Genomic DNA, 24855 nt, shown 5'->3' with positions numbered 1-24855 from the left:
ACCAGAGGGCGAAAGCGTGGCCCTGCCTCAGACGCCCCGCTTCGCGGTGACCACGCCGGCCGTGATCGCCGCCTCCAGTGCCGCGTGGTCGGCGACGGTGCGGTCCGCGTAGGCCATCGCGAAGTCGGCCATCGCCCGGTCGAACCGGTCGGACGAGCCGAGGTAGGCGGCGATGGCGATGCGTTCGCCGGTACGGGCGTGGGCGCGGGCGAGCACCCTGCCGCAGAGCCCCGCGTACTCGCCGAGCAGTGCGGGGTTCATGGACGGAACATCCGCCGAGCCCTTCATGTCACGCAGTTGCCGCCAGTAGAAGTGCCGGCCGGCCGGGCCGCTCACCCAGCCGAGGAAGATGTCACTCGCGGCCTGGAGCAGCCGCTGGCCCGCGACCACCCGCTGGCCCTGGTGCTTGTAACCCGAGCGGGGCAGATGGGGTTCGAGCACGGACCGTTGCGCCTCCTTGATCTGGAGGAAGAGCGGGTCGCCGTCGTCGCGACCGGTCAGCAGCGCCACATAGCAACGGGTGCCGACGCTGCCCACGCCCACGACCTTGCGGGCGGCCTCGACGAAGCGGAACCGGTCCAGCAGGATCCGGCGGTCCTCGGGCAGTGTGCTGCGGTAGTCGCTGAGGATCTTCCGTACGGCCGAGGAGTCGAGCAGGTCGAGCACGTCGAGCAGCGGCGGGTCGTACACGATGCGGCGCCGGCCCTCCACGAGCGTGGTGAGCTTCTCGAGTGCCTGAAGGCTGGTGCGGCGGCGCGCCTTGGCAATCCGGGTCTCGACGCGTGCGCGGTCCACCTTGCCGGCGAGTGAGAGGAGATCCGCCGCGTCGATGCGCTCGTACCAGACGGCGAGCTCACCGAGTCCGGCGAGGCGGCGCATGGTGGTGCGGTACGACTGTGCCCCGGTCAGCGCGGCCTGGCGGGCCTTCGCCTCGGGGTGGCCGTTGTCGAGTCCGGCCACGGCGATGCTCGCGACGAGTCGTTTGAGGTCCCATTCGAAGGGGCCCGGCAGGGTTTCGTCGAAGTCGTTGAGGTCGAACAGCAGCGTGCGCTCCGGTGACGCGTAGCCGCCGAAGTTGAGGAGGTGCGCATCGCCGCACAGCTGGACGGTGAGTCCGCTGTGCGGCTGCGGGGCGAGATCGGCCGCCATGACGGCCGGGGCGCCGCGCAGATACGTGAACGGCGAGACGGCCATCCGGCCGTAGCGGATCGGGACCAGGTCCGGCTCACGGCTCCTGGCCTGCTCCTCGAGGATCGCGAGCGGGTCCCGGCGGTCCGCGGCGGGGATCCAGCGCCCGTGCGAGGAGCGGGACACCTGCTTGCGCGCGGCACGGCCGCGCTGCTCCTGCTCGGCGGAGTCCGTCATAGGGCCATTGTGCGCCGGGGGCGGCGACCTGACCTGCCCAGGCGTCCGCGGGGGTGAGGGCCGTACCTGCCCGGTCGCGGCGGAAACGGGCGGGTGGTGCGGTGAGGGGCGGTGGCGGCTCAGCGGGGGCCGGCGCCGCTCTGCTGTCTCAGCGCGGCGACTCGGCGGTACAGCTCCACCGCCTCGGCTCCCCGGCCCAACTGCTCCAGGCAGTGCGCCTCGTCGTTACGGCTGGCGAGGGCATCGGGATGGTCGGCCCCGAGCACGCGTTCGCGGGCCTCGGCGACCTGACGGTAGACGGTGAGCGCGTCGGCCCAGCGGCCGAGCCAGCCGAGGCCCACAGCGACCTCACGACGGCTGACGAGGGTGTCGGGGTGGAGCGGCCCCAGCACCCGTTCCCGGATCGCGCAGACGTCGCGGGCCTCCACCACCGCCTCCTCCCAGCGGGCCAGCCGCCCCAGATTGACGCCGAGGCCGTGGCGGGCGCGCAGGGTCTCGGGGTCCTCGGGGCCGTGCACACGGGTGCGGTCCCCGACGAGTGCCCCGTACACCTGGAGGGCTTCCGCGCTGCGGCCGAGGCGGCCGAGGCTGATCCCTACCTCGTAGCGGGCGGCGAGGGTGTCCGGGTGATCGGGACCCAGGGAGTGCGCCCTTGCCGCGGCCACCTCCTGGTAGGTCCCCAGGGCTTCCGTCCAGCGGCCCAACTGGCCCAGTGCGTAAGCCACCTCATACCGGGTGACGAGGGTGTCCGGATGTGCGGGACCGAGCACCCGGGCCCGGGCGGTGGCGACCTCGCCCGCCATCCGGTGGGAGTCCTCCAGCCGTCCGAGCCGGCTCAGGTTGAACGCGAGGTTGTGCCGGCAGCGCAGGGTGTCGGGGTGTTCGGGGCCCATGGTGCGCTCGCGGGACGCCAGCACCGTCGCGTACACCTCGTGGGCCTCGAAGTGCCGGCCCAGCCGGCCGAGTACGTACGCCGCCTCCTGGCGGGCGGCCAGGGTGTCCGGGTGGTCGGGGCCCAGCGAGCGCGCGCGTCCTTCGGCGACCCTGCCGAACGCCTCCAGGGCGTCCAGGGCACGGCCGGTCCTGCTGAGCGTGAAGCCGACCTCGTAGCGGCTGGTGAGGGTGTCGGGGTGCCCGGGGCCCAGCAGGTGCTCCCGCTCGGCGAGCACGGCGCGGTGCACCTCGCCTGCCTCGTCCCAGCGGCCGAGCCTGGCGAGGCTGAGCCCCGTGTTGTGCCGGCTGGTGAGCACGGCGAGCGCGTCGGGTGGCGGGGTGGGGCGATCGGGGCGCGGGGGCACGGTGGCGAGGGATCCGCGCTGGTTGGCCGGGGTGGTGGTCCAGGCGCCGGTGAGACCCGAGGTGAAGTCGGGCAGCGGGATGCCGAGGGCACAGGCGCCGACCGCCTTGTGCCCGGCTGTCATCGCGTGGGTCCAGGTGGGCAGCGGCTGGTCCTGGCCGGACGCCGGGGACACGGGGTGGGCCGCAGGGGCGGCGGACGCGGAGGGGGCTGCGGACGCCTCGGACGCCGACCGGGCGGCGGCGATCCGGTGGCGCAGTTCCCTGGCGTCGGTGGGTCGTCCTTCCGGCGTCTTGGCGAGCAGGTCGAGGATGATGCGGTCGAAGGCGCCGGGGAAGTCGGCCCGGTGGGCTCGGGGTGGGTCGGGAGGGGTGTCACGGTGTCCGACGAGGATCGCCCAGGTGTCGCCGAGGTCGAACGGCGGGACGCCCGTGGTCATCTCGTAAAGCACACAGCCCAGCGAGTACAGGTCACTGCGGTGGTCGATGTGTCCGCCGCTGATCTGCTCGGGCGACATGTAGTGGGGAGTGCCCATGGCGACGCCCGTGCCGGTGAGCCGCGAGGTGAAGCCGATGTCGTGGCCGAGCCTGGCGATGCCGAAGTCGCAGATCTTCACCGTGCCGTCGGTGAGGCGCATGATGTTCGCGGGCTTCAGGTCCCGGTGGATGATGCCCTGCTCATGGGTGTAGGCGAGGGCGTCGGCGACCTGCTCCGCGATGTCCACGATCTCGGGCACGGTCAGGGGGTGCGGCTCGTTGTCGTCGAGGATCTGGCTGAGATTGCGACCCTCCAGGAACTCCATCACCAGATAGAGCACGCCTTCGTGCTCGCCGAAGTCATGGACGACGGTGACGCCGTGGTGCTGGAGCGAGGCGGCCACGCGGGCCTCTCTGCGGAAGCGCTCTCTCAGGATGTCGCTGATGGCCTGGTCGTTGCGCTGTCCGAGCGGTTTGAGGCATTTGACCGCGACACGCCGATCCAGGGACTCATCATGAGCCTGCCATACCTCGCCCATGCCACCGCGCCCGATCAGATCGAGCAGCCGGTAGCGGCCGTGGATCAGCCTGGTGTCCGCCATCGCGTGCCGTCGCCCCCGTTGTTTCTCTTCGCCCTCCCCGGATCGTCCAGTATGGCCGCCTCGTTTCTGAGTGTGTACGGCGCGGGTCGGCTGCCGGGGCCGAGCCGCGCCATGGCCTTCAGGATGTGGCCCGGTGGAAGCTGCCAGCGCACCCGGCTGGGGATGCAACGCAGGGCGTTTCCGGTGGCGACCAGCCGGTGGTTCACGCGGTCGGGCGGGGGCGCCGGACGCCCGTAGAGCTCATGGGCGTAGGGCGGCAGAGCGTTGTACGCGAGCGACGCCACCCGCCGCCAGAGCAGCTCGCGCGCCGGGAGCAGGAGAGGGTGGATCGGCGGGCGGCACAGGAAGTCGTCGACGGCGCGGGCATCGGCCCCGGCGGCCAGCTCCGGCCGGACCTCGTCGAAGTAGGCGGCCAGTTCCGCGGTGGACGCGGGCACCCGCGCCGGATCGAGACCGACCAGCCTGGCGCTGGTCCGGTGCTCGTCGACATACCGGTCGGCCTGGGCGTCACTCAGCGGGAATCCGGAGCGCAACTGGACCTGGAGGTAGGAGTCCACCTCGGCGCAGTGCACCCACAGCAGCAGCTCGGGCTCGTCCACACCGAGCAGCCGGTGGATCCTCCGGACCCGGGCGCCGGCCCGCTCGGCAGCCTCGGCGGTGCCGTACGTGATGGTGCCGACGAAGTCGGCGGTACGCAGCAGACGGCCCCAGGCGTCGCGCCGGAAGTCGCTGTTGCTGATGACCCCGCGTACCGCGCGGGGGTGCAGTGCCTGGAGGTAGAGCGCGCGGACTCCGGCCACCCACATCATGGGGTCGCCGTGCATCTGCCAGGTGACGGAGCCGGGGCCGAAGAGCCCGGGGTCGCCGCCGTACGTATCGCCGCTCATGGGTCGGCATGCACCTCGCAGACGTGGTCGGCACCTTTAGGCGCGAAGACTGTTGCGCCCATCGGATTATCCGAGCAGTTCGCCGCGGTGACGAGCCCTGCGAGCACTGCTTCGATGACCCGACCGCTTGGGTCCAGGTCAGTAGACGTCACGGACATGGCGCCTTTCCGTGGCGAGGCGCCTGACGTAGGCGGCGGCTTCCTCCTCGCCCATGGACCCGTGGGTGGCGGCGATTTCCCTGAGTGCCTGGTCGACGTGGCCGGATGCCGGGCGGGCCTCGAGGTCCCTGCGGTGGTGGAAGTCGGTGGCCTGACATTGTTCGCCGAAGAGCCGGTTGGGGCCGACGTGTCCGCGCCTGCGGTCGAGGAAGCCGACGAAGGGGGCCACTCCGGTCCCGGGCCCGGGGCAGCGGATGGGATTGCGATCCGGGCGTCGGCAGCGGGTGCCGGCCACTGGACCGGTGTAGTGCACAGCCGTTCACAGTGCGCACCGCGCAGGTGCCGGAGTAGAGCTCGTGCACGTACGCCCGCGTCTCCTCCTCCCGGCCCTCGACTTGGAGGATGCAGCCGGAAACGGCGGCGGCCACCGTCGGGCAGACTGCGTCCGCTACCTGCTGGGCGATGTTGCGCACGCCCCGGCCGCGGCCGACGTGACGCCACGGATAGTCCCCCGTGAAGCGCGGGGGTGGGACGGGGTGTCCCACGCGCGATTCGCGGGCAGGGGAGGCTGTGAACCGATGCCGACGTTAGGATCCCGGTACATGGCAGCGATTCCCCGCGAACTGATCAGGCTGGAACGCTCTTCTGAAGTCGAGCGGGCGAGGCTGGCGGGCCTCAAAGGCGAAGAATTCGAGGCTCAGCGGCAGACGTGGCGGACGGCCGACGAGGCCTTCCACGCCGCCGTCACGGAGTACGCCGCGCGAAAGGACGTGACGATGTCTCGCGAGGCCGTTGAGCGGGAGGTCCGCAACGCCGCCCGTCGCGCGGACGAGGATCCCGCTGTCGAGTAGTCCCGTCGGGCCGGAGGCCCCGTTGGCTGGTCGGACTCACGCCGATGACGGCGGCGAGCCGCCGTCCATCATGACCTTGCGCCCGCTCAGCGCCCATCCCCATCCCCGTCCTCGACGCGATGGACGCGTATCCGTGGCGTCCAGACAACACCCAAGGTCCAGGAGCGCCGGCTGCCACCAAGGCTTGGCCAGGGATCGGTACCAGTCGCTGTCCGCGTCGACCTCCACAGATCCCACGGCCGGCGTCGCTGCGGTGGCCGGAGCCGTGGCCGCCTATGCCTTTCACACTCCTGGCGCAGGATCTCATCCGGGGCATCGCGCAGCACCCATTCCCCCTGACGGCGGATCCTGGACCTGCGGCCCCGTCTGCCGAGAAGGCGTCAGCGGACCGGCCGCCGGCACCGCGGCCAGCCACACGCCCCGCACTCTTCCGTAGTCGGTGGTGACGGTCGGTGGCATTAACTGGGAGAAGGATGCGGTGACGGAGGAGGTCGAATCCTGCTCGGCCGTGCATCTGTCGCATGATCCTCTTTGTTCGGGTATTGATGCCCTCAGTGCGGCCGTTGTGGTGGGGCAGGGTCAGGCCGGCGTTCACGGCGGCGCGGTCGAGTTCGAGGCCGTTGCAGAAGCTGTGCAGGTGGGGCGGGCCGGCAGTGCGGACCGTGGTGATCCACTGCGTGAGCTTGTCGCCGTTGGCCTGGGCCGGGGTCAGAAGCGCGGCGAACTCGCCGGTGAGTCGGGCGAGCGCGGTCATCTCCGGGCAGGCCGCGGTGAGGAGGCCGAGCAGGTCGGTGTACTTGGTCCACAGGCGCTCGGGGTGAGTGAGCAGGAGCCGGGCGAAACGACGGGGGTGTCCCGGGACGGTCGCCTTCGGCACGGCCCTGATTGAGGTAGCGGACCAGCAGGTTGGCACTGTCGGTGTAGCCCAGCTCCCTGATCTCGTGCAGGAGGTGCGTGACGGGGACGGCCGGGCTGTCGGACCGGCGTCGGCGCAGGTGCTCGCGGTATGGGTCGACCAGTGGGCCGGTAGCGTGGAGCGATGCGGTCGGCAGACCCGTTCGGGTATGCGGGCGTAGCGCTTGATGGTGTTCAGGGAGAGGTTGAGTCTGCGGGAGCAGTCGAGCAGGCCGACGCCGGAGTCGAGGAGGGTGTGGACTTCGTGCCAGCGCTCGCGGGTGGTCTGCTCGCGGATGCCGCCGGGCCGGGGCGGGTTGACGGTGGCCCAGCAGGGAGCGTGGGCCCGGACCTCGGCCGGAACCCTGTCGCACAGGTCTCGCCACAGATGCCAGCGGTCGCTGACCTGCACCGCGTCAGGCAGCGCCCGGCGGATCGCCTCGGCATAAGTGGCCGAGCCGTCCCGACACACGACCTCGACCCCCTTCTTCCCGCGCAGCCATGCCTCCAATGTGGCGGCCTCGCGGTCGGGCAGGACACATCGACACGCTCCCCGGTCTCGGCGTCGATGATGATCGTGGCGTAACGGTGACGGCGGCGCAGGGCGAAGTCGTCGACCCCGACCACCCGGGGGACGCGCACTCTCGGCCGGGGATGCGCCGCAGCAGGCGCAGGGCAGTGGCGCAGGAGAGAGGCATGGCCAGGAACCGGGTGAGACGGGAGGCCGCACGGCCGCATAACTCCTTGACCACCTCGGAGACCTGGCTGGTCAGACGCGTGGTGCGGCGCTGAAGGCGCTCGATCAGCCCAGGAACTTGCTCGCGGAAGGTCTGCCGCCGGCAGCCCAGGACCGGGCAGACCAGGCGCCGTACCCGGACACGGGCCACAACCTGCCTACGGTACGGAGACCAGGCGCACGTCGGTACAGCCACGGAGTTGTGCCTCGTGGTCGGCGAAGGTCTTGAGTGCGGATTTGGCGTACTCGGCGGAGTAGCGGGCCACGGGGAAGGTGTCGGTGTCTCTCTCGTAGAGGCGGTAGATCGCGAAGACCGCCTCTTGAGCGGACTGGGGGCATTTGGCCGTTGCCAAGGCCCGGTTCTTGTCGTCGGACTCGGACGTGGCAGACTGGAAGTCCTTGGCGGCAGTCCCGTAGTACGCGTAGAGGCCGTACCCCGGTTTCTGGTCCTTGGTGACCAGGTAGCAGTTGATCTGCGGGGCATGGGCGTCGGTCGGGTACTCCATGAATTGCGGTGTGCCGTTCTCTGCCGCCTTAGTGCCTCGCAGGGCCTCGCAGGATCCTTGAGCCTGTGCGAGGGGCTTGGGCGTGCCCGATTTGCCGAGCTGGTCTGCGTATACGCCAGTGAGTTGCTTGCCGGCCTTGGCCTCGCATCCGTATTTCTCGGCTGCGTTCTGGGCGGTTTCGGTGGTCACCTGGCCGAGTCCGGTCAGCGCGTTGCCGTCCGATGCTCCGTACAACTCTCCGTAGGCGACCAGAGCCTTGCTTTTCTGGTTTACGCAGTCGAGCGCGACCATGACCTTGCCGTCATCTCTGATAACACCGGGCCAGCCGTTTCCCAGGGGTGCAGCCTGCCCCTGTACTCCGTTGCCGGCTGCCTGGTACCCGGCGTCAGTGCCGGAGGGCGCTCCGGAGGTGCTCCATCGCAGGGTGATGTGTACGGCGCGTCCGTTTCGGGACGAGGAGTCCTTCACGAAGCAGTCGGCCAGCGCGCTGTCGTCGGTCTGCTCGGCCCGTAGGTGCGATGTGCCCACCGCCGAGGTCAGCCCTCCCTGAGCGAGGGTGCCCTCGCATGCCTGGTCCAGCGATCGGCCGTCGCGCCAGGAATCGTATGCACCCGTGGCGTACAGTGCCCAGGTCGCGATCCCCAGAGACAGAACGAGTGCCAGCGCGTACCACCTTGCGCGTATGCGTCGGAATCCGGGTTTCATCTGCGTCGTGCTCATTCTGTCGGAGGTACTTCCTTGTCGGATCAGCGATCGGCGCGAAGAGCGAGCAGAGCTCGGTCGCGCCCGTGTCCGTATGCATCCTGACCGTCGTGGACGAATGATTTCGTCCAGTCGCTGTCGATGCCGTGGCCGCGACTGTCTCCCCAGGCCCTGACGATGTTCTCGACGTCGTTCTGGCCGGCCTCGTAGGTCTTGGCGTTCTCCATGGTGGCCTCGAGGTTGGCTTCGGCGGTGTGCGCCTTGTTGGACTCGTACACCCATGCATCGATCGCCTTGCCGACGAGGTCTCCGGCGGGAGCGATGTCGGCGATGGGGTTGAACTTCAGCGCCGTGCCGTAACCGATGCTGGCGTACTGGTTGAAGTCCGCGGCCCACTGTGTCTTCTTGAATCGTTCGTCGAAGATGATGTCCGAGCGTATGCCGTCATAGGAACCGATGGCGCGCGAGGACTCGACGATGCGGTTCTCAATCGTCGTGGTGCTTGCACCCTGAGGAAGATCGGCCAGGATCTGGTTGAAATGCTTCTGTTCGGCTCCGTAGAGATGACCGAAGGCTTCCGGGTTGTCGGCGATACCTCGCATGACAGCGACGAGGCGGTCTTGTCCCACGGTCATGTGCGCCCCGTCCTTGTCACTCCAGACCGAACCGGGGCTGCCCGCGGGGACGTCGTACTTCGCTGCTGCCCTGGACGGCCGGGTCGGGTGGCGTCATGCGGGTTGCTCCGGTCGTAGGTCGGGTGGGGGCCGGGGGATGCGGGGCAGGCAGAAACCCTGGCACCGGCCTGCGCCTGCGACGGCATGCGAGGAACCCGCGACGAGTTTTCGCACCGAGTACCTGGAAGGTCCCCGCCTTCAAGCGCGAGCTGAAACAGGGGCCCATCAGTGATGCGGAACGAGCGCGACGGGGCACGCTGAGTGATGGAGCACGGCGTGGTTCACAGACCCGAGCTGCATGCCTGCGTGACCATTGCGTCGCCGTGCCCCGACCACCAAGAGGGCGGCATCGCTGGAGGCACCGAGCAAGGCGTCGCGAGCGGATCCCTCCTTGACCCTGCGCTCGACGGTCAGGGAGCCGAGATCGAGGCCAGACTGGCCGAGGACTTCGGCGAGTTCTGTTTCAGCATGCTGCATGCCGGACGTCTCGACGGCCGCTACGCGCCTCCCTGGCAGCTCCGGGGTGGAAGAACGCCATGCGTGGACAGCCGTCAGGGGAAGCTTCCGTAGCTCGGCTTCACGCAGTGCGAAAGCGAGGGTCTCCGCGGCGGCGGCCGGCTCGCCCACCCCTACGATCACGCTGTCCCCGGCAGCGTCAAGATCGGTGCCGCGTACGACGAAGACGGGTGACTCCGCATGCGCTGCCACCGCCAGGCCCACCGATCCGAGTAGCAGACCGGTCAGGGTGCCCAGCCCCCGACTTCCGACGACGAGCGCACTGGCTTCGCGGCTGCGCCGCACGAGCGCCGTGGCAGGGTCTTCCGCGGTGATCTCAGTGGACACCTTGACCGATTCGACACGCCGAGAAGCGCGCTCCGCCGCTGCACCGACGATGTCCTCTGCGTAGATCCGCGCAGCAGGCCGATCGACCGAGAACGACGGCGCTCGCTGTTCGTACCGTTGCCAACGCGACGCATAGAGAACGGTCAGCGGCACGCCGTGGAGAGCCGCCTCTGCCGCTGCCCAGTCGAGAGCGCTGAGGCTCGGATCTGAACCGTCGACTCCTACAACCAGCGGTCGCTCCATCATCCTCACCGCTCTCCGCCTGTGGTCGGCTCGCTCATTGCGACCCTTCCACCCACCGTGCGCCGGGAGGAGAGGCAGAGCGGCCCTGCCCCAGGGCCGTTCGGCCCATGTGATCCGCTCCGGCATAGCTGAGCCTGGATTCAGAGGCTTGCGCGCGGCACGGCACGCCTACGTCGGGCGGGGCAGGCCGCAGGCCAGTACTGATGGCGGTCACGAACCTGAATTGCCATCGGACCTCTTGCCGACCGGACAGGCGCGGCCGTCGCGGTGGTCGGACGGACGCGGAGCGATGCTCACCAGGAGAAGTGCCATGACCGATGCACCGCACATGGTGGGGGACGTGATGACCCGTACTGCCGTCGCAGTGGGACGTCATGCCTCCTACAAGGAGATCGTGGCGCTCATGCAGCAGTGGAAGGTCAGTGCTCTGCCAGTGCTGGAGGGCGACGGCCGGGTGATCGGTGTGGTCTCAGAGGCCGACCTGTTGCCGAAGGAGGAGCGGCGGCTCGATGATCCCGACCTGACGACGGGTTCACGGGCCCACACGCTGAAGGCGCGCGGGGTGGAGGCGGATGAACTCATGTCGAGCCCGGCCATTACGGTGCACGCGGACGCCACACTCGCCGAGGCCGCTCGGATCATGGCCAGGCGCCTGGTGAAGCGGCTTCCTGTGGTCGACGGTGTGGGAATACTCGAAGGCGTCGTCAGCCGCAGTGACCTGCTGAAGGTCTTTTTGCGCACCGACGAGGACATCTCTGAGGAGATTCGCCGCCTTGTCTTCGCGGACCTTCCAGGCGCGTGCGGTGTGGACGCGTCCGTTGACGACGGTGTCGTCACACTGCGCGGAGTCCTCCCGGACCGTGCTCTCGTCCCCCTGCTCGCCCGGGCTGTGCGTGCCGTCGAGGGTGTTGTGGACGTCCGGGTCGATTTGAACGAATCGGCCCCGTCGGGAAGGGGACGCCTGTCCAGCGCCGGATGATCCCGGCACATCGTGGCCACGGCGCATATCCTGGATTCTTGGTCGATGTGCGGTCTCCCGTAGTAGCAGTCTCTGTCGAAGGCACTAGCAGGTCAGTAGGTCACCATGTCCGAGACACTCGTCTTCTCCGCCGAGACTCCCATCAGGGTGTTCCTGCTCGATGATCATGAAGTCGTTCGTCGTGGTTTGCACGATCTGCTCGACTCGGAACCAGATATCGAAGTGGTGGGCGAGGCAGGCAGCGCCGAACAGGCGCTGGCGCGCGGGCCGGCTCTGAGGCCCCATGTCGCTGTGCTGGACGTTCGGCTTCCGGACGGCGACGGCATCACGGTATGCAGGGAGCTCCGGTCTCGTATGCCGGATGTGGCTTGCCTGATGTTGACGTCATTCGACGACGAGGACGCGTTGCTCGACGCGATCATGGCTGGCGCCGCCGGGTACGTACTGAAGCAGATCCGGGGTTCAGATCTCGTTGCTGCCGTGAGGACGGTCGCTACAGGGCAGTCGATGCTTGATCCCGCTACCACCGCACGCCTGATGCGGTCGCTGCGTGACCCTGACGACGCCGAACACAGCGAAGACGCACGTCTTTCGTCCCTGTCCGAGCGGGAGCACGCCGTGTTGGGTTTGATCGGTGAGGGCTTGACCAACCGTCAGATCGGCAAGAGACTCTACCTCTCGGAGAAGACTGTCAAGAACCATATTTCACGGCTGCTGGCGAAACTGGGTGTGGAGCGCCGTGTGCAAGCAGCAGTCATCGCGGCTCAGGCACACGAGCATGAGCAGCGCTCCGGCTGAACGACTTCAGCGATCAGTGATCTGCGCGCAGGGGGACGCGCCAGTGCAGTCGAGTCCCTCCGTCCCAGCCGGGCCCAAGGGTCAGCGAACCGCCTAGGCTTTCCGCTCGTTCGGCCAGGTTGCGCAGCCCGCTCCTGCGCCCGTCCTTGCCGATGCCGACCCCATTGTCGACAACGGTCACGCTGAGCGAGTCGCCTTGCGCGACGATTCTGACCTCCGCCCGGCTCGCGTGTGCGTGCCGGGCGACATTCGTGAGGGATTCGCTCAGCACGGCGATCACCGCGTCCGCGATGCTGTCGGACGAATCTGTGTCGACGAGCCCTTCCACCCGCAGGGCTGGGGTGAAGCCGAGGGCCGACGAGGCTTCTTCCACAGCGCGTGCCGAGCGGACGCGGAGACCTCCTGGCCTCTCCGGTGCCTCGTGGTGCCGGAGGCCGAAAATCGTCGACCGGATGATCTTGATCGTCGCATCGAGGTCGTCGATCGCGCGCGTCAGCCGTTCCGACGCTTCCGGATGATCGACGAAGCGCAACGTGCTCTGCAGGGTGATGCCGGTGGCGAACAGCCGTTGGATTGCAAGATCATGCAGGTCCCGGGCTATTCGCTCATGATCGGTCAGGAGATTGATCTGCTCCGCGTCCCGCCTGCGATCGGCCACCTCGAGGGCAAGAGCTGCCTGCCCGGCAAAGCTGGACAAGGGGGAAGTCTCCACCTCCACAAACGGCGTCTGACCAGCTCCCCGCCCGAGCACCAGGACGCCTCGGACGCTCTCTTTTGTACCCAAAGGCACGGCGACAGCAGGGCCGAAACCCTTCCACCGGTCTCGCTCAAATGTGACCCGAGGGTCCTCTGCCACATCGGTCGTCATGACCAAGGCGCCTGCTGTGAGGGCCTCGGAGGCTAGTGTTCCGCCTTCTGGGAGTATCCGGTCGCGGTGCTCTTCGGCCCGATCCCCGGCAGCGAGGACTCCTCGAAGTCCGCCCGCAGGCTCCAGCAGGTAAACGACGCCGATGTCCGCGGTGGTGATATGAAGGGCACGCTCGAGCATGAGCGAGAGCACGTGAATGTCGGAAGATCCCGACAGCAGGGAGCTGGTGCACTCCGCACTCGCCTCCTGCCACCGCTCCCGCAAACGGACTTCCTCGAAGAGCCGGGCGTTTTCGATCGCGATCCCCGCTGCTACGGCGAGGGCGGAGAGGACGGCTTCATCCTCGGAGTCGAACTCGGTGCCATCGCGCTTCTCGGTCAGGTAGATGTTCCCGAACACCTCATCACGGACCCTGATCGGAACGCCCAGAAACGAGTGCATGGGCGGGTGATGAGCAGGGAATCCGGATGAAGCGGGATGTTGGGACAGGTTGCTCAGTCTCAGTGGCTGGGGATGCCGGATGACCTCGCCGAGCAACCCGTGCCCGGCCGGTAGGGCGCCGATCAGGGCGCGACGCTCGTCGCTGATACCCACTGTCAGGAACTGAACGAGCCTCTGGCCGTCGTCACCTATGACGCCGAGGGCGCCGTACTCCGCGTCCACCAGGGACACAGCGGTCTCGACGATCCGGCGCAACACCTGCGGAAGGTCCAGCTCCCGGCCCACGGACAGGACAGCCTCAAGCAAGCCGTGCAGACGATCCCTGGTTCCGTGAACCTCGTCTATGCGGCTGCGCAGCTCATCGAGTAGTTCGTCCAGCCGCATCCGCTGAACGCGGCTCACCGGCTGATCCTCGCTGGCCATGTGTCCTCCGCCTGCGTCCACCGCCCACTACTCATTCACGTTAGCCTCTGCCCACGGTCACGGCCTGTCGCGGCCCGTCCACGTGCCTGGGCAGGATCGTGGAGATTCCTTGACGGCGAGTGCCGGCCTCCCGACCGTCGATGCACACAAGCCCCCGCCGCCCTATCCGCCGGCCTTTCAACGCCTCGTGATCAGCTGCTTCACCCGGGGCCGGCCGCTCACTCGCGCGGCGGCGAAGCCGACCAGCCCGACCACCGTCGCCGCTCCACACGCCGGCCAACCAAGAGGCTCTGTCTCCAGGACCGAGCGGAGGAATGGCATGTATATGGCCGCAAGTCCCAGCGCGGCCGACACGACAACCGACAGGGGCAGGAAGGGGTTGTCGGTGGTGAACAGGCGCCCACGAAGGCCCAGTACGACCCCCAGCTGAGCGGTGAGAAGAGACAAGAAGAGCACGCTCTGCCACGGCGCGGCCATGGATTGCGCTGCGAGTCCCGCAGCCAGGCAGGAGACAGTGACCACCATGCCGAGGAAGAGCACCCGCTGCCAGAGGCCATGCCCGAGCACATGCTGGTGGGGTGGCCGCGGGGGCCTTCGCATGGCCTGAGGCGACACGGGTTCTGCCCCTACGGCGACCCCGGTGAGACCGTGGGTCAGGAGGTTGATCCAGAGGATCTGTCCTGCCCGCAGCGGGAGAGGAAGACCGAGCAGAGGACCGATGAGCATGACCAGGATCTCGGCTGTGCCGCCTGCCAGGGCGTAGACGAGGAACCGCCGGATGTTGTCGTACACCCGGCGTCCCTCTTCGACCGCGGCCACCACGGTGGCCAGCTCGTCGTCGGTGAGCACCAGGTCGGCCGCCTGCCGGGCGACCTCCGTACCGCGCCGCCCCATGGCCACGCCGATGTCCGCGGCCCGCAGCGCGGGGCCGTCGTTGACGCCGTCGCCGGTCATCGCGGTCACATGGCCGCGCTCGTGCCACGCCTGGACGATGTCCAGCTTCTGTTGCGGGTCCGTGCGGGCGAAGACCGTCACGACCGTCGGATCGAGGATCCTGCCTGCGGCCAGGTCCCGCCCCGTAGCGACGGCGCCCTCGCCGGATTCCGAATCCAGGAGCCCGACGCGCGCGGCGACGGAGCGGGCGGTCGCCGGGTGGTCCCCGGTGACCAGCACGGGTGTGATGCCCGCTGCTCGGCATGCAGCCAGAGTGGTGGTGGCCGCGGGTTTGGGGGGATCACTCATCGCAGCCAGGCCCAAGAGCCGCAGGCCGCGCTCAGCGGCTGCTGCCGAGGTCGGTGCCTCGGCCAGGGTGCCGGACGCCACCGCGAGGACACGATAGCCGTGGGAGGCAAGCAGGGCCGCCTCCTGTCGCGCGCGCTCGAGACGTCCTGTTGAATCGTCGATCACGTCGGGGGTGAGTACGGCTTCGGGTGCCCCCTTCAGACAGATCAGCAGGTGTCCGGACGGTGTCGCGTGCACCGTGGTCATGCGCTTTCGGAGACTGTCGAAGGGCGCTTCGCCGGTCCTGGGGTACCTGTCCCGGAGCAGGTACCGGTCGTCGCAGCCCGCCTTGGCCGCCGCTGTGAGCAGTGCGGCGTCGGTGGGATCTCCCAGTGCCGTCCAGCGGTCGTCCGACGTGTCGGCCGACGGCCGGAGCTCGGCATCGTTGCATAGCGCCGCGACGGTCAGCAGTTCCCGTACTGAGCCGAGTTGCCCGGCCGTCGCCACTCGGCCGTCGACGAGGACGTCGCCGTGCGGTGCGTAGCCGAGCCCGGTGAATTCGACGGTGCCCTGGGGTGTCCAGACGCGCTCGACCGTCATGCTGCCCTCGGTGAGCGTGCCGGTCTTGTCGGTGGCAAGAACAGTCACGGAGCCCAGCGTCTCCACCGCGGGCAGCCTGCGCACCACTGCATGACGGGCTGCCATCCGTCGCGCGCCAAGGGCCAAGGCCAGCGTGACGACGGCCGGCAGTGACTCCGGGACGGCCGCGACGGCAAGACTGATCGCCGTCACCGCCATGGTCGCCGGCGCCAGACCACGGATCAGACCGAGCCCGAACACCAACAGGCACAGCGCCAAAGTGACCAGAGCGAGGATCCGGCCCAAGGCCGCCAGCCGCCGCTGCAAGGGAGTCGGCTCCGCATGTCCCTCCAGGAGCGAGGCGATGCGGCCAAGCGCACTGGCCGCGCCCGTGGCCGTCACCTCGGCCACCACCCTCCCCCTGAGCGTGACCGTTCCAGCGCTCAGCGTAATCGCTTCGGGGTCACTTGCCTCGGGGCCTGCCAGTACGTCCTTCTCCACCGGAACGGATTCTCCGGTGAGCATGGACTCGTCGACGAGCAGGGCTGAGCCCTCCACGAGCCGGGCGTCGGCGGCCACGATGTCACCCTCGCCCAGAAGCAGCACGTCTCCCGGGACGACGTCCGTTGCCGGCACCGCGCACCCGGCGCCGTCCCGCAGAACACGCGCGGTCGGCGCGGACAGGGCCGAGAGCGCGGCCACCGCATGATCGGCCCTGACCTCCTGCACGACACCGACGGTGGTGTTCACGACGATGACGAGGGCGATGACCACGGCATCCGGGTGATCTCCGATCGCGACGGTGAGGACGACCGCGCCGAGCAACACCATGATCAGGGGATCGCGGAGCTGCGCCAGGACACGGGCATGAAGTGGCACGCTGCGGCGTGCCTCCACCTCGTTGCGGCCGTAGGCGTCCAGCCGGCGCACCGCTTCTTGCTGTGTCAGGCCCGTCGGCGGTTTTCCGGTGACCGGCGCGGCTCGGGCTTCGTGGTGCGTCACGCGGTCGCTCCGTTCCGCATCGTCATGGAGCCGCCTCGCTGCTGGCGAGCCCGGATGGTCACGTCTATCCGGGCCCAGTGCGCAGGGCGTTCAAGCGTCGCCGGTACTCCTCTTCGTTGATCTCCCCCCGAGCCAGTCGGACATCGAGGATCTCCTCTGGTGCTGAGCGGGTACGGCCGTTCTCCTGTGGGCGATTCAGGCCCCGGACGAGCAGGAACACCACGCCGATGACGAGCGCCCAGAAAAGGATCATGCTCACGGACATGGCGAACAGACCCCATCCGCCGATGCCGTGGTCGTACCAGAACATCATCACTGCTCACCCGCTTCGACGGCTGGGTACGAGGCGTGCAGCCCGAGGCCCAGAAGATGCGTTTGTTGTTCGTATCGTCGCCGTTCCGGCATGGGCCGGGCTGGGGCCGGATGGTGCCGGTCCCTGGGACGTTCGGGCACCGTCCGTGCGGGAGCCGGGTGCGGGGAGCCGTGGAGTACCAAGCGGGCAGACGGGCAGCCACTTCCCTGCGTGAGCTTGCAGGTGCGCGACGACCAGGGCCGTTCGGTCCCGGCGGAGGACCCTCGGCCCCTGCATCCGCGGCGCGATGGGCAGGAGGCTGGGAGCGTATCCGGCGCAGTGGCGCCAAGGAGGTTCACGACGATGACTCGGCCGGTGATCGTAGGGTTGGACGGCTTCCCCGAGAGCCGCGCCGCCGCAGAATGGGGGGCCGCGGAAGCCCTTCTGCGAGGTGTTCCCCTGCGCCTGGTGCACGTCGAGGAGTGGCTCAGCCCCGCCACCGTGGAGCTGCCCGCGGTCGACCGTGAGGATCATCGCAGGTGGGCCGATGAACTCCTGGAAGAGGCGGCCGAAGACTTGCAGCAACGCCACCCTCAGCTGAAGGTCACCTCTCGGCGGCTGACCGGCCGGACGGCCGCCGCCCTCGGCATAGAGGCGGCCGGTGGACAGCTGCTGGTGCTCGGTTCACGTGGGCTGGGCGCGATCACGGGCTTCCTGCTCGGCTCGATCGCGACGGCCACGATCGGGGTGACCGACACTCCGGTGGTGCTTGTCCGGGCCCCGAGGGCCACCGAAGCCGAGCAGGGGCCGTCGACGCCCGAGCGGGACGTGATCGTGGGAGTGGACATCCACGAGACGGGCGTAACCATGCTCGAATTCGCCTTCGACGAGGCAGAACGGCGCGGCTGTGGCCTGCGGGCCGTGCACGGATGGACGCTGCCCTTCGCCTTCGGATACGCACCCATGCTGGACCCGGGCGTCACCCGGGAGGTGGCGAGCGCGGTGAGCAGGAGACTCCGCGACGTGATGCAGCCGTGGCGGCAGAGGTACCCCGCGGTGAAGGTCGAAGAAAGGGCTCTGGTCGGCGCTCCAGCCGAGCAGGTGCTGTACGAGGCCGAAGACGCGGACCTGATCGTCGTGGGCCGCCGAATCCGGCGGTCCCCGGTGGGCGGGCATCTGGGCCACGTGGCCCATGCCGTCATCCACCACGCCACCGCCCCGGTCGCCGTCGTCGCCCACGAGTGACGTGGAGCGCGGACAGGAGGACGTCGTGACCGCTGCATCCCTTGGTGCGGACGCCGTTGCCGCACTCGTCGAGGAAGCCGGGCTGGCTCCGTCCATGCACAACGCCCAACCGTGGACGTTCCGCTACCTCAGCGGCCGCTGCACAATGCAGCTGCGTGGCGATCCCTCACGGACAATGGCGAAGGCCGACCCGCAGAACCGTGCCCTGCACCTGGGCTGCGGTGCCGCACTGTTCAACCTGCGGGTAGCCGCCGCCCGTATCGGCAGGGAGCCGCACACCACGCTCCTGCCCGCTCCCGACGACCCCTGGCTCCTCGCCGAGGTGCACCTCGACCTGCCCGTACGCCACGACGATGACCTCGCCGCTCTGCATCCCGCGATCCGGCGCCGGCACACCAGCCGTTTCCCCTTCACCGACGAGCAAGTCTCCGATGCTGTGCTGGACGGACTGCGCGCTGCCGCCCGACTGGAGGGCGCACGGCTGCACATCCCCGGTGCCTGGCATCTGCAGGAGCTCCTGAGCCTGATCCACGATGCGGAGAGCCGTGAGGCCCTGGACCCTGAAGTACGCGAGGAGTTGGTCCGCTGGATCCGCACCGGCCCCGAGGACTCCACGGCACCCAAGGAAGGCATTCCAGCGCGGGCATTCGGCCCCCGGCAGCATGACGTCACCGCTCCGGTACGGGACTTCGCCGCCGGACGACCGGTTCCCGGCCGTGACACAGCCGCCTTCGAGAAACACCCACGTCTCGCCCTGCTGGGCACCGCCGGAGATGAACCAGGAGACTGGCTCCGAGCCGGCCAAGCCATGGAACGCATCCTCCTGCAGGCCACCCTGGACGGGCTGGCCTGCTCACTGATGTCCCAGGCGCTCGAATGGCCCCAACTGCGCTGGGCCGTACGCGACCCGGTCTCGGCGATGGGCCACGTCCAGATGGTGATCCGGCTCGGCTACGGTCCAGCGGGCCACCCGACGCCCCGCCGGCCGGTCAGCGATGTGCTCGAGATCGCATGAGTGTCCCGGCGCGTCGTCGCCGACCGATGCAGCGCGCAGAATGGGGCGGTGCTCACGGCCCACCCATCGGATCGCGCGCCAGGACAAGAGTAGGGTCGCGTCTGGGGTGCGCCCATGAGCACGCCGTCGGAGCTCTCCACCCGCGGCGCCGCAACAAGCGGGCAGTCACCGCCGGACGTCCACGCGAAGCCCGTCCAGACGCTGCCGTCGTCGCAGGTCTACGCGAGCCTGCGGAGCTCTCCGCGTGGAATCACGACGCACGAGGCGGAGGACAGACGCCGCCGGTGCGGCGCCAACGAGATGCCCCGCCCGGCTCGCAGCCGGGTATGGCGTCAGCTTGCCGCCCAGTTCACCGACCTCTTCGCCGTGGTCCTCCTCATCGCCTCGGGGATCACTTTCCTTGCCTACACGCTCCAGGAACCACATGTCGCCGGGACGCTGCAGCTGGCTGTCGCGATCCTGTGCGTGGTGCTGTTGAACGCGGCCATCGGATTTGCCCAGGAGTACTCGGCCGAACGCACCGCAGAGTCGCTTCAGGAGATGGTCCCCCACGCCTGCCGTGTACTGCGTGATGCGGTGCTGCGGGAATTGCCGGCCCGGGAGCTCGTGCCCGGAGACGTCGTGTCGCTCGAAGCCGGCGACGCGGTGTCCGCCGACTGCCGGTTGGTGGAGGCACACGACGTCATGGTGAACAACGCGGCGATCACCGGTGAGAGCGACGCGGTCGGCCGCATCAGTGAACCTGAGCGCTCCGGTTTTCCCCTTCTGCAGGCACGCAACTGTGTGTTCATGGGAACCGACGTCGTCGCGGGCACCGGAAAGGCGGTCGTGTTCGGTACCGGACAGTCGACGGAGTTCGGGAGGATCTTCCGGCTCACCGCGGCCGCGCCGCGCCAGAAGACGCCGCTGCAGCTCCAGGTCGCTTCGATGGCACGTCGTGTCGCGGGCACGGCACTCGCCGTGGGTGCCCTCCTGTTCGTCGTACGCGTTCCCGCAGGAGAGGAGCTGGTGCCCTCGTTCGTCTTCGCACTGGGAGTCATGGTCGCGCTCGTCCCCGAGGGTCTTCCCGCGACGCTCTCGGTGTCGCTTGCCATCGGCGTACGGCGCATGGCCCGTCGACACGCCCTGGTCAAGCAGCTGCTGGCCGTCGAAGCGCTGGGCTCGACCACCGTCGTGTGCACGGACAAGACCGGTACCCTGACGCAGGCGGAGATGACCGTGGTCCAGGCCTGGGCGGCGGGAGGCGAACATTCCGTGACCGGTGCAGGGTACGAGCCGACCGGTGAGGTTGCCGACCCCGAGCCCGTGCGCCCGTTGCTGCGGGCCGCGGCGCTGTGCAGCAACGCGCGGCTGGTGCCGCCCTCACACCAGGATTCCGGCGCCGGACGGTGGCACGTGCTCGGCGACACCACTGAAGGCGCGCTGCTGGTGGCCGCTGCGAAGATCGGGGTCGACGCGGTCGCCGAGGAAGCCGCGGAACCCCGGGTCGCCGAGTTCCCCTTCGACTCCGGACGCAAGGTGATGACCACCGTGCACTCCGGACGAGGAGGCAGCCTGCACGCCTACGTGAAGGGTGCTCCGCAGGAGGTGCTCGACCGATGTTCCGCCCTCAACTGGTGTGGACGACGGCGTCCCCTGACCGACGACCTGCGCGCAGAGGTGACGGCGGCGCAGGACCGCCTGGCCGCGCAGGGGCTGCGCGTGCTCGCCGCCGCCGAGCGCGAGCTGCCCGGGGCCGGATCCTCCCGCGAGGCGACCGAGTCGGAGCTTGTGTTCCTGGGACTCGTCGGAATGCTCGACCCTCCGAGACCCGAGGTGTCGGAAGCCGTCCACGCCTGCCATCGAGCCGGAATCCGCATCGTCATGGTGACGGGAGACCACCCGCTGACCGCGGAGGCGGTGGCCCGCCGAGTGGGCATCGTGCACGGCATCTCTCCGACGGTGGCCACGGGCATCCGACTCGACGATCTCGACGACGCAGGTCTGGACGGTCTGCTGGGCGGATCCGAGGAGCTCCTACTGTGCCGGGTCAATCCCGAGCACAAGATGCGCGTCGTCACCGCCTTCCAGCGGCGGGGAGAGGTCGTCGCCGTCACGGGTGACGGAGCCAACGACGCACCTGCGCTGAAGCACGCCGACATCGGAATCGCGATGGGTGCTTCCGGCACGGACGTGGCACGCGAAGCCTCGGTCATGGTCCTGCTCGACGACTCGTTCGCATCGATCGCCACAGCCGTGATGCTGGGACGCTCCGTCTACCGCAACATCCGCAAGTTCCTGGTCTATCTCTTCAGCCACAACATCGGAGAACTCGTCCCCATCCTGGCCGCCACCTTCGCCGGCTTCCCACTGGTTCCCATCAGCGCGGTGCAGATCCTCGCGATCGATCTGGGCTCCGACGTCCTGCCCGCACTCGCGCTCGGGGCGGAACCGCCGGAGCAGGACGTCATGGACCAGCCTCCACGAGCCCGTCACGACAGGCTGTTCTCACCTGCCGTGATGGGACGCATCCTCTTCCTCGGGGGCATTCAGGCGGCCGGCGTGTGCGCGGTCTTCTTCTGGCACGTCAACGCGTCCGGCATCCCCTATGCCGACTTCGCGCAGGACACCCCCGTGTACCGGGAGTCGATCACCATGGTGCAGGCCGGAATCGTGGTCAGTCAGTTCTTCAACGCCCTGGCAGTGCGCACCGAACGGGAAAGTGTCTTCACCGTGGGGCTGTGGTCCAACCCCTGGCTCCTCGCGGCCGGCGGTTTCGGGATCGCGCTCATGGCTGCCATCAGCTATCTGCCAGTGCTCCAGTCCGTCTTCAACACCGCTCCGCTCTCCCCCGCCGAGTGGATGCTGCTCGTCGCCGTGGGCGTCATGCCGCTCGCAGCGGACGAGGCTCGCAAGGCCTGGCTGAGGCGGAGGAGCAGGGAGAAGGGAGAGCAACCGTGAGGGTGATCATTGCGGGCTGCGGCCGGGTGGGGTCCGCACTGGCCGCGCAACTCGCCACGGAAGGGCACGACGTACGCCTCGTGGACCGGGATGCCGACAGCTGCCGCCGCCTCCCGTCGAACTTCGCGGGGCAGTTCCACCTGGGCAACGGCTTCAGCCGGACCGCTCTGGCTGCCGCCGGGATCGAGCACGCCGATGCGTTCGTCGCCGTCACCTCCGGCGACAACAGCAACATCGTGAGCGCACGTACCGCCAAAGAGACGTTCCGTGTCCCGGTCGTCCTCGCCCGCATCTTCGATCCGCGGCGGGCTGACATCTACCGTGAGCTGGGCATCCCGACCATCGCCAGTGTCCGGTGGACTGTCAACCAGATCCACCAGATGCTCCTGCACCGCCATCTGTCACCCGAACTCACCTTCGGGAACGGTGAGACAGTGCTGGTCCGCTCACAGATCCCGGCTTACCTCATCGGGCGACGGCTCAACGAGTTCGACATCGACGGTGAGATCCGGGTCGTCGAGGTGACCCGCGGGGGCCGATCACTCGTTCCCGCCCACGGTACGGCCGCCGAGCCAGGTGACCTCGTCACCTTCACCGTGGCGGCAACCGCCCTGAACCGGCTGCGTGACTTCCTCGACAAGGAGTTGGGGTCATGAAGGCTCTGATCGCCGGCGCCGGACGCCTGGGCACACAGATTGCGCAGGTCCTCGCAGCGGCCGGCAACAACGTCACACTCGTCGACGCAGACGCTCACCGGATCGCGGCCCTCGAAGACCGGATCACCGCCCGTCTCGTCGTCGGCGACGCCTGCGAACCCGTGTTCCTGGAGAACGCGGGCGCTCACGCCGCAGACCTGGTCATCGCCGTGACCGGAAAGGACGAGGACAACCTCGTGATCGGCCTGCTCGCCAAGAGGCAGTTCGCCGTGCCCAGGGTTGTCGCCCGCATCAACGACGACGAGAACGCGTGGCTGTTCGACCACCGCTGGGGCATCGACATCGCCGTACCGGCCGCCACCCCACTGATCTCACTCATCGAGGAGGCCACCGGAGCAGCCGACACGGTCGCTTTGCTGCGGCTGAGCAAGGCCGGGGTCGACATCATCGAGACGGTGATCAGCGCACGTTCCCGAGCCGTCGGCAAACGTCTCGCTGACGTTGAACTCCCTGATGGAACCGTCATCGCCACCGTGGTCAGGGACGGTCAGCCCACCGTGCCGGAACCGGAGGTACGGCTCCGGCCCGGCGACGAGCTGCTCCTGGTCTCACACGCGGCCACCGAGCAGGAGGTCCATTCCGCATTCCAGTGAGAGCGACTCGCGATGCTCGCGGCCGTCTCGTGAGGCCGCTCGCCCTTTCAGGGCCGCGTCAGGGACGGGTCGCCAGTTCGGCACTGATGTGGTGTGCCCAGTCTTGAATCTGCTCTGGGTTGCGGAAGTCGCCCGCCGCGGCGTGGCGCACCAGGTATCGGGCGATCCACCCTGGTGTCGAGGCGGTGATGCTGCCGCCGAACGTGATGTGTTCGCGGGCGTGCAGCCGTTCCATGTGCCTGACCACGTCTCGAACCGGCGGGAGATCGTGCTGCTCTGCCGAACTGTCCACGGGCCCGCTGCTGAACATCCAGACCGGCCGGTGACCGAGGTCCGCCGCGTGGAGCCGCGCGAAGCGGGACGCGTCCCGGTGCCAGCGGCCCGCGTAGACCGAGCCGCCGAGCACGACGGCGTCGTAGCCGCTGACGTCCCTCACGTCCCCGGCCGGGAGTACAGCCGCTTCGTAGCCGTCCTCGCGCAGTGCGGAGCCGATCTCCTCCGCGATGCCTGATGTGGCGCCGTGCCTACTGCCGTAGGCGATGAGTATGCGCTTGGTGGCCATGCCCGCTCCTTGCTCGCCCTGGCCGATCACGGAGTCCTGCCGACCAGCTCAGGGAGGGTGTCCGCCGGCAGAGGTGATGGGACAACGTGCTGCCTGATCCACGGTCACACTCGCACCGACCCGCTGTCGTGTGCCCTTCGGTACCGTTGGGAGACCCGAAGGGCACACGCGGTCGGAACCCGCCGGGAACTCACGGTGAACGTTCCCTGACAGCTTTCCGACGTCTGACCTTGTCTTCGGACTCCTGGCCGCTTGGGGAGTCGTCGAAGAGATAGCCCACTCTGTCAATGACCCCGATGACTCCGTCGACCTGCTGGGCCAGCTTGACGGCCACAAGGATCTCACTGAGCCGCTCCAACTGACCCTCCAGGGTGACGACTCCGTCCGCCACCTTCACCGTGAGCTTGCCCGGAGGTAGCCACAGCGTGCGTTCGAAGAGATCGTCGACGATCTCGCTCCGGATCTCTGCGTCGGGTCGCAGGAAGACCTGCAGTAGGTCACGCCTCGTCACTATTCCGACCAGGTGTCCCTGCCCGTCGACGACAGGCAGACGTTCCACTCGATGCTCTGCCATGACCCGTGCTGCCCCGGCGACGGTCTCGTCGGTGTCGACCGTGACTGCCGGGCGGGTCATCAGCTGGGCGGCGTTCGGAGCCACGGCTGCTCGGTCTCCAGCCGTCGCGCCGGGACCGGCTTCCCAGTTCGGCGCCTCGTCCGACTGGCGGAAGACCAGGTCGCTCTCGGAGATCACGCCCCGAACCCTGGCCTCGGAATCGACAACGGGGACTCCGCTGATGCGGTGCTCGGCGAGAAGCCCGGCGATCTCCTTGAACGGCATTTCCACCGTCACCGAGACCACGTCCTGCACCATGAGATTGCCGATCTTGCTGTGCCTCATCACGGGCTCCTTCCGCCCAGGACGGTCCTGCCCCCGGACCGTGCGGACG

General features: G+C 68.7%; 20 protein-coding genes and 1 pseudogene. 8 read left to right on the top strand and 13 right to left on the bottom strand.

What is annotated here, in order from left to right; genetic code table 11:
- Positions 1 to 27: 27 nt before the first annotated feature.
- The 4 genes and pseudogenes from ACFV6V_RS12255 to ACFV6V_RS12240 all read right to left on the bottom strand — a co-directional run.
- A complete protein-coding gene (locus ACFV6V_RS12255) occupies positions 28 to 1365 on the bottom strand; it encodes a DUF2252 domain-containing protein (RefSeq protein ID WP_385562881.1) in 1338 nt (445 codons plus the stop codon).
- Between the two features lie 119 nt (positions 1366 to 1484).
- Positions 1485 to 3740 (bottom strand): tetratricopeptide repeat protein, encoded by a 2256-nt coding sequence (locus tag ACFV6V_RS12250; RefSeq protein ID WP_385562879.1) that lies wholly within the window; start codon positions 3738 to 3740, stop codon positions 1485 to 1487.
- Entirely contained in the window at positions 3722 to 4627 is a 906-nt protein-coding gene (locus tag ACFV6V_RS12245; RefSeq protein ID WP_385562876.1) for an oxygenase MpaB family protein, read from the bottom strand. The genes ACFV6V_RS12250 and ACFV6V_RS12245 overlap by 19 nt, the downstream gene beginning before the upstream one ends.
- A 138-nt stretch (positions 4628 to 4765) precedes the next feature.
- A pseudogene (locus tag ACFV6V_RS12240) lies at positions 4766 to 5044 on the bottom strand (hypothetical protein); the annotation flags it as partial.
- A gap of 343 nt (positions 5045 to 5387) precedes the next feature.
- On the opposite strand from ACFV6V_RS12240, the gene ACFV6V_RS12235 reads away from it, so the two are divergent.
- The gene (locus ACFV6V_RS12235) at positions 5388 to 5636 is read left to right on the top strand and encodes a hypothetical protein (RefSeq protein ID WP_385562941.1); all 249 of its coding nucleotides are present in this window, start codon (positions 5388 to 5390) and stop codon (positions 5634 to 5636) included.
- Here ACFV6V_RS12235 and ACFV6V_RS12230 read toward each other — a convergent pair.
- The 4 genes from ACFV6V_RS12230 to ACFV6V_RS12215 all read right to left on the bottom strand — a co-directional run bounded on the left by ACFV6V_RS12230 (position 5530) and on the right by ACFV6V_RS12215 (position 10234).
- The gene (locus ACFV6V_RS12230; protein WP_385562873.1) at positions 5530 to 7260 is read right to left on the bottom strand and encodes an ISL3 family transposase; all 1731 of its coding nucleotides are present in this window, start codon (positions 7258 to 7260) and stop codon (positions 5530 to 5532) included. The two genes, ACFV6V_RS12235 and ACFV6V_RS12230, sit on opposite strands and share 107 nt — an antisense overlap.
- Positions 7261 to 7424: 164 nt before the next feature.
- Positions 7425 to 8492 carry a hypothetical protein gene (locus tag ACFV6V_RS12225; RefSeq protein WP_385562870.1) on the bottom strand — a complete coding sequence of 356 codons (1068 nt, stop codon included), beginning with the start codon at positions 8490 to 8492 and terminating at the stop codon, positions 7425 to 7427.
- Positions 8493 to 8518: 26 nt separating this feature from the next.
- Complete coding sequence (locus tag ACFV6V_RS12220; protein WP_385562868.1) at positions 8519 to 9109, bottom strand: hypothetical protein; 591 nt, start codon at positions 9107 to 9109, stop codon at positions 8519 to 8521.
- Between the two features lie 264 nt (positions 9110 to 9373).
- On the bottom strand, positions 9374 to 10234 hold the full coding sequence (locus ACFV6V_RS12215) for a universal stress protein (RefSeq protein ID WP_385562938.1): 861 nt from the start codon (positions 10232 to 10234) through the stop codon (positions 9374 to 9376).
- 310 nt (positions 10235 to 10544) lie between these two features.
- Between ACFV6V_RS12215 and ACFV6V_RS12210 the strand changes: the two genes are divergently transcribed.
- Positions 10545 to 11213 (top strand): CBS domain-containing protein, encoded by a 669-nt coding sequence (locus ACFV6V_RS12210; protein ID WP_385562865.1) that lies wholly within the window; start codon positions 10545 to 10547, stop codon positions 11211 to 11213.
- Positions 11214 to 11318: 105 nt separating this feature from the next.
- Positions 11319 to 12011, top strand: a complete 693-nt coding sequence (locus ACFV6V_RS12205) for a response regulator (protein ID WP_385562862.1) — start codon at positions 11319 to 11321, stop codon at positions 12009 to 12011.
- A gap of 13 nt (positions 12012 to 12024) precedes the next feature.
- Here the strand turns inward: ACFV6V_RS12205 and ACFV6V_RS12200 are convergent, their stop codons facing one another.
- From ACFV6V_RS12200 to ACFV6V_RS12190, 3 genes are all read right to left on the bottom strand, one after another.
- The gene (locus tag ACFV6V_RS12200) at positions 12025 to 13743 is read right to left on the bottom strand and encodes a GAF domain-containing protein (RefSeq protein ID WP_385562859.1); all 1719 of its coding nucleotides are present in this window, start codon (positions 13741 to 13743) and stop codon (positions 12025 to 12027) included.
- Positions 13744 to 13920: 177 nt separating this feature from the next.
- Positions 13921 to 16545: a cation-translocating P-type ATPase gene (locus ACFV6V_RS12195; protein ID WP_385562856.1), complete on the bottom strand. Its 2625-nt coding sequence runs from the start codon at positions 16543 to 16545 to the stop codon at positions 13921 to 13923.
- Positions 16546 to 16609: 64 nt separating this feature from the next.
- Positions 16610 to 16858 (bottom strand): SHOCT domain-containing protein, encoded by a 249-nt coding sequence (locus tag ACFV6V_RS12190; RefSeq protein ID WP_385562853.1) that lies wholly within the window; start codon positions 16856 to 16858, stop codon positions 16610 to 16612.
- 342 nt (positions 16859 to 17200) lie between these two features.
- Here ACFV6V_RS12190 and ACFV6V_RS12185 point away from each other — a divergent pair, with 342 nt between their 5' ends.
- From ACFV6V_RS12185 to ACFV6V_RS12165, 5 genes are all read left to right on the top strand, one after another.
- Positions 17201 to 18082 (top strand): universal stress protein, encoded by an 882-nt coding sequence (locus ACFV6V_RS12185; RefSeq protein ID WP_385562850.1) that lies wholly within the window; start codon positions 17201 to 17203, stop codon positions 18080 to 18082.
- 25 nt (positions 18083 to 18107) lie between these two features.
- A complete protein-coding gene (locus ACFV6V_RS12180; RefSeq protein ID WP_385562847.1) occupies positions 18108 to 19097 on the top strand; it encodes an Acg family FMN-binding oxidoreductase in 990 nt (329 codons plus the stop codon).
- A gap of 114 nt (positions 19098 to 19211) precedes the next feature.
- Positions 19212 to 22037, top strand: coding sequence for a cation-translocating P-type ATPase (locus ACFV6V_RS12175; RefSeq protein WP_385562844.1), 2826 nt, complete (start codon positions 19212 to 19214; stop codon positions 22035 to 22037).
- Positions 22034 to 22693, top strand: a complete 660-nt coding sequence (locus ACFV6V_RS12170) for a potassium channel family protein (RefSeq protein WP_385562841.1) — start codon at positions 22034 to 22036, stop codon at positions 22691 to 22693. Before ACFV6V_RS12175 ends, ACFV6V_RS12170 begins: the two co-directional genes overlap by 4 nt.
- Entirely contained in the window at positions 22690 to 23346 is a 657-nt protein-coding gene (locus ACFV6V_RS12165; protein WP_385562838.1) for a potassium channel family protein, read from the top strand. The genes ACFV6V_RS12170 and ACFV6V_RS12165 overlap by 4 nt, the downstream gene beginning before the upstream one ends.
- A 58-nt stretch (positions 23347 to 23404) precedes the next feature.
- Here the strand turns inward: ACFV6V_RS12165 and ACFV6V_RS12160 are convergent, their stop codons facing one another.
- On the bottom strand, positions 23405 to 23908 hold the full coding sequence (locus tag ACFV6V_RS12160; RefSeq protein ID WP_385562835.1) for a flavodoxin domain-containing protein: 504 nt from the start codon (positions 23906 to 23908) through the stop codon (positions 23405 to 23407).
- A gap of 190 nt (positions 23909 to 24098) precedes the next feature.
- A complete protein-coding gene (locus ACFV6V_RS12155) occupies positions 24099 to 24806 on the bottom strand; it encodes a CBS domain-containing protein (protein ID WP_385562832.1) in 708 nt (235 codons plus the stop codon).
- Positions 24807 to 24855: the final 49 nt, after the last annotated feature.

The organism is Streptomyces sp. NPDC059828, from assembly GCF_042731955.1.
GTDB lineage: Bacteria > Actinomycetota > Actinomycetes > Streptomycetales > Streptomycetaceae > Streptomyces.
Note: the sequence above shows the minus strand (reverse complement) of the source record. Positions and strands in the feature narration are given on the sequence as shown.

What these genes read in the sequence shown, in the direction of transcription:
- ACFV6V_RS12255 (WP_385562881.1), bottom strand. Translation starts at nt 1,365, where the DNA reads ATGACGGACTCCGCCGAGCAGGAGCAGCGCGGCCGTGCCGCGCGCAAG.
- ACFV6V_RS12250 (WP_385562879.1), bottom strand. Translation starts at nt 3,740, where the DNA reads ATGGCGGACACCAGGCTGATCCACGGCCGCTACCGGCTGCTCGATCTG.
- ACFV6V_RS12245 (WP_385562876.1), bottom strand. Translation starts at nt 4,627, where the DNA reads ATGAGCGGCGATACGTACGGCGGCGACCCCGGGCTCTTCGGCCCCGGC.
- ACFV6V_RS12235 (WP_385562941.1), top strand. Translation starts at nt 5,388, where the DNA reads ATGGCAGCGATTCCCCGCGAACTGATCAGGCTGGAACGCTCTTCTGAA.
- ACFV6V_RS12225 (WP_385562870.1), bottom strand. Translation starts at nt 8,492, where the DNA reads ATGAGCACGACGCAGATGAAACCCGGATTCCGACGCATACGCGCAAGG.
- ACFV6V_RS12220 (WP_385562868.1), bottom strand. Translation starts at nt 9,109, where the DNA reads ATGACCGTGGGACAAGACCGCCTCGTCGCTGTCATGCGAGGTATCGCC.
- ACFV6V_RS12215 (WP_385562938.1), bottom strand. Translation starts at nt 10,234, where the DNA reads ATGGAGCGACCGCTGGTTGTAGGAGTCGACGGTTCAGATCCGAGCCTC.
- ACFV6V_RS12210 (WP_385562865.1), top strand. Translation starts at nt 10,545, where the DNA reads ATGACCGATGCACCGCACATGGTGGGGGACGTGATGACCCGTACTGCC.
- ACFV6V_RS12205 (WP_385562862.1), top strand. Translation starts at nt 11,319, where the DNA reads ATGTCCGAGACACTCGTCTTCTCCGCCGAGACTCCCATCAGGGTGTTC.
- ACFV6V_RS12200 (WP_385562859.1), bottom strand. Translation starts at nt 13,743, where the DNA reads ATGGCCAGCGAGGATCAGCCGGTGAGCCGCGTTCAGCGGATGCGGCTG.
- ACFV6V_RS12190 (WP_385562853.1), bottom strand. Translation starts at nt 16,858, where the DNA reads ATGATGTTCTGGTACGACCACGGCATCGGCGGATGGGGTCTGTTCGCC.
- ACFV6V_RS12185 (WP_385562850.1), top strand. Translation starts at nt 17,201, where the DNA reads ATGACTCGGCCGGTGATCGTAGGGTTGGACGGCTTCCCCGAGAGCCGC.
- ACFV6V_RS12175 (WP_385562844.1), top strand. Translation starts at nt 19,212, where the DNA reads ATGAGCACGCCGTCGGAGCTCTCCACCCGCGGCGCCGCAACAAGCGGG.
- ACFV6V_RS12165 (WP_385562838.1), top strand. Translation starts at nt 22,690, where the DNA reads ATGAAGGCTCTGATCGCCGGCGCCGGACGCCTGGGCACACAGATTGCG.
- ACFV6V_RS12160 (WP_385562835.1), bottom strand. Translation starts at nt 23,908, where the DNA reads ATGGCCACCAAGCGCATACTCATCGCCTACGGCAGTAGGCACGGCGCC.
- ACFV6V_RS12155 (WP_385562832.1), bottom strand. Translation starts at nt 24,806, where the DNA reads ATGAGGCACAGCAAGATCGGCAATCTCATGGTGCAGGACGTGGTCTCG.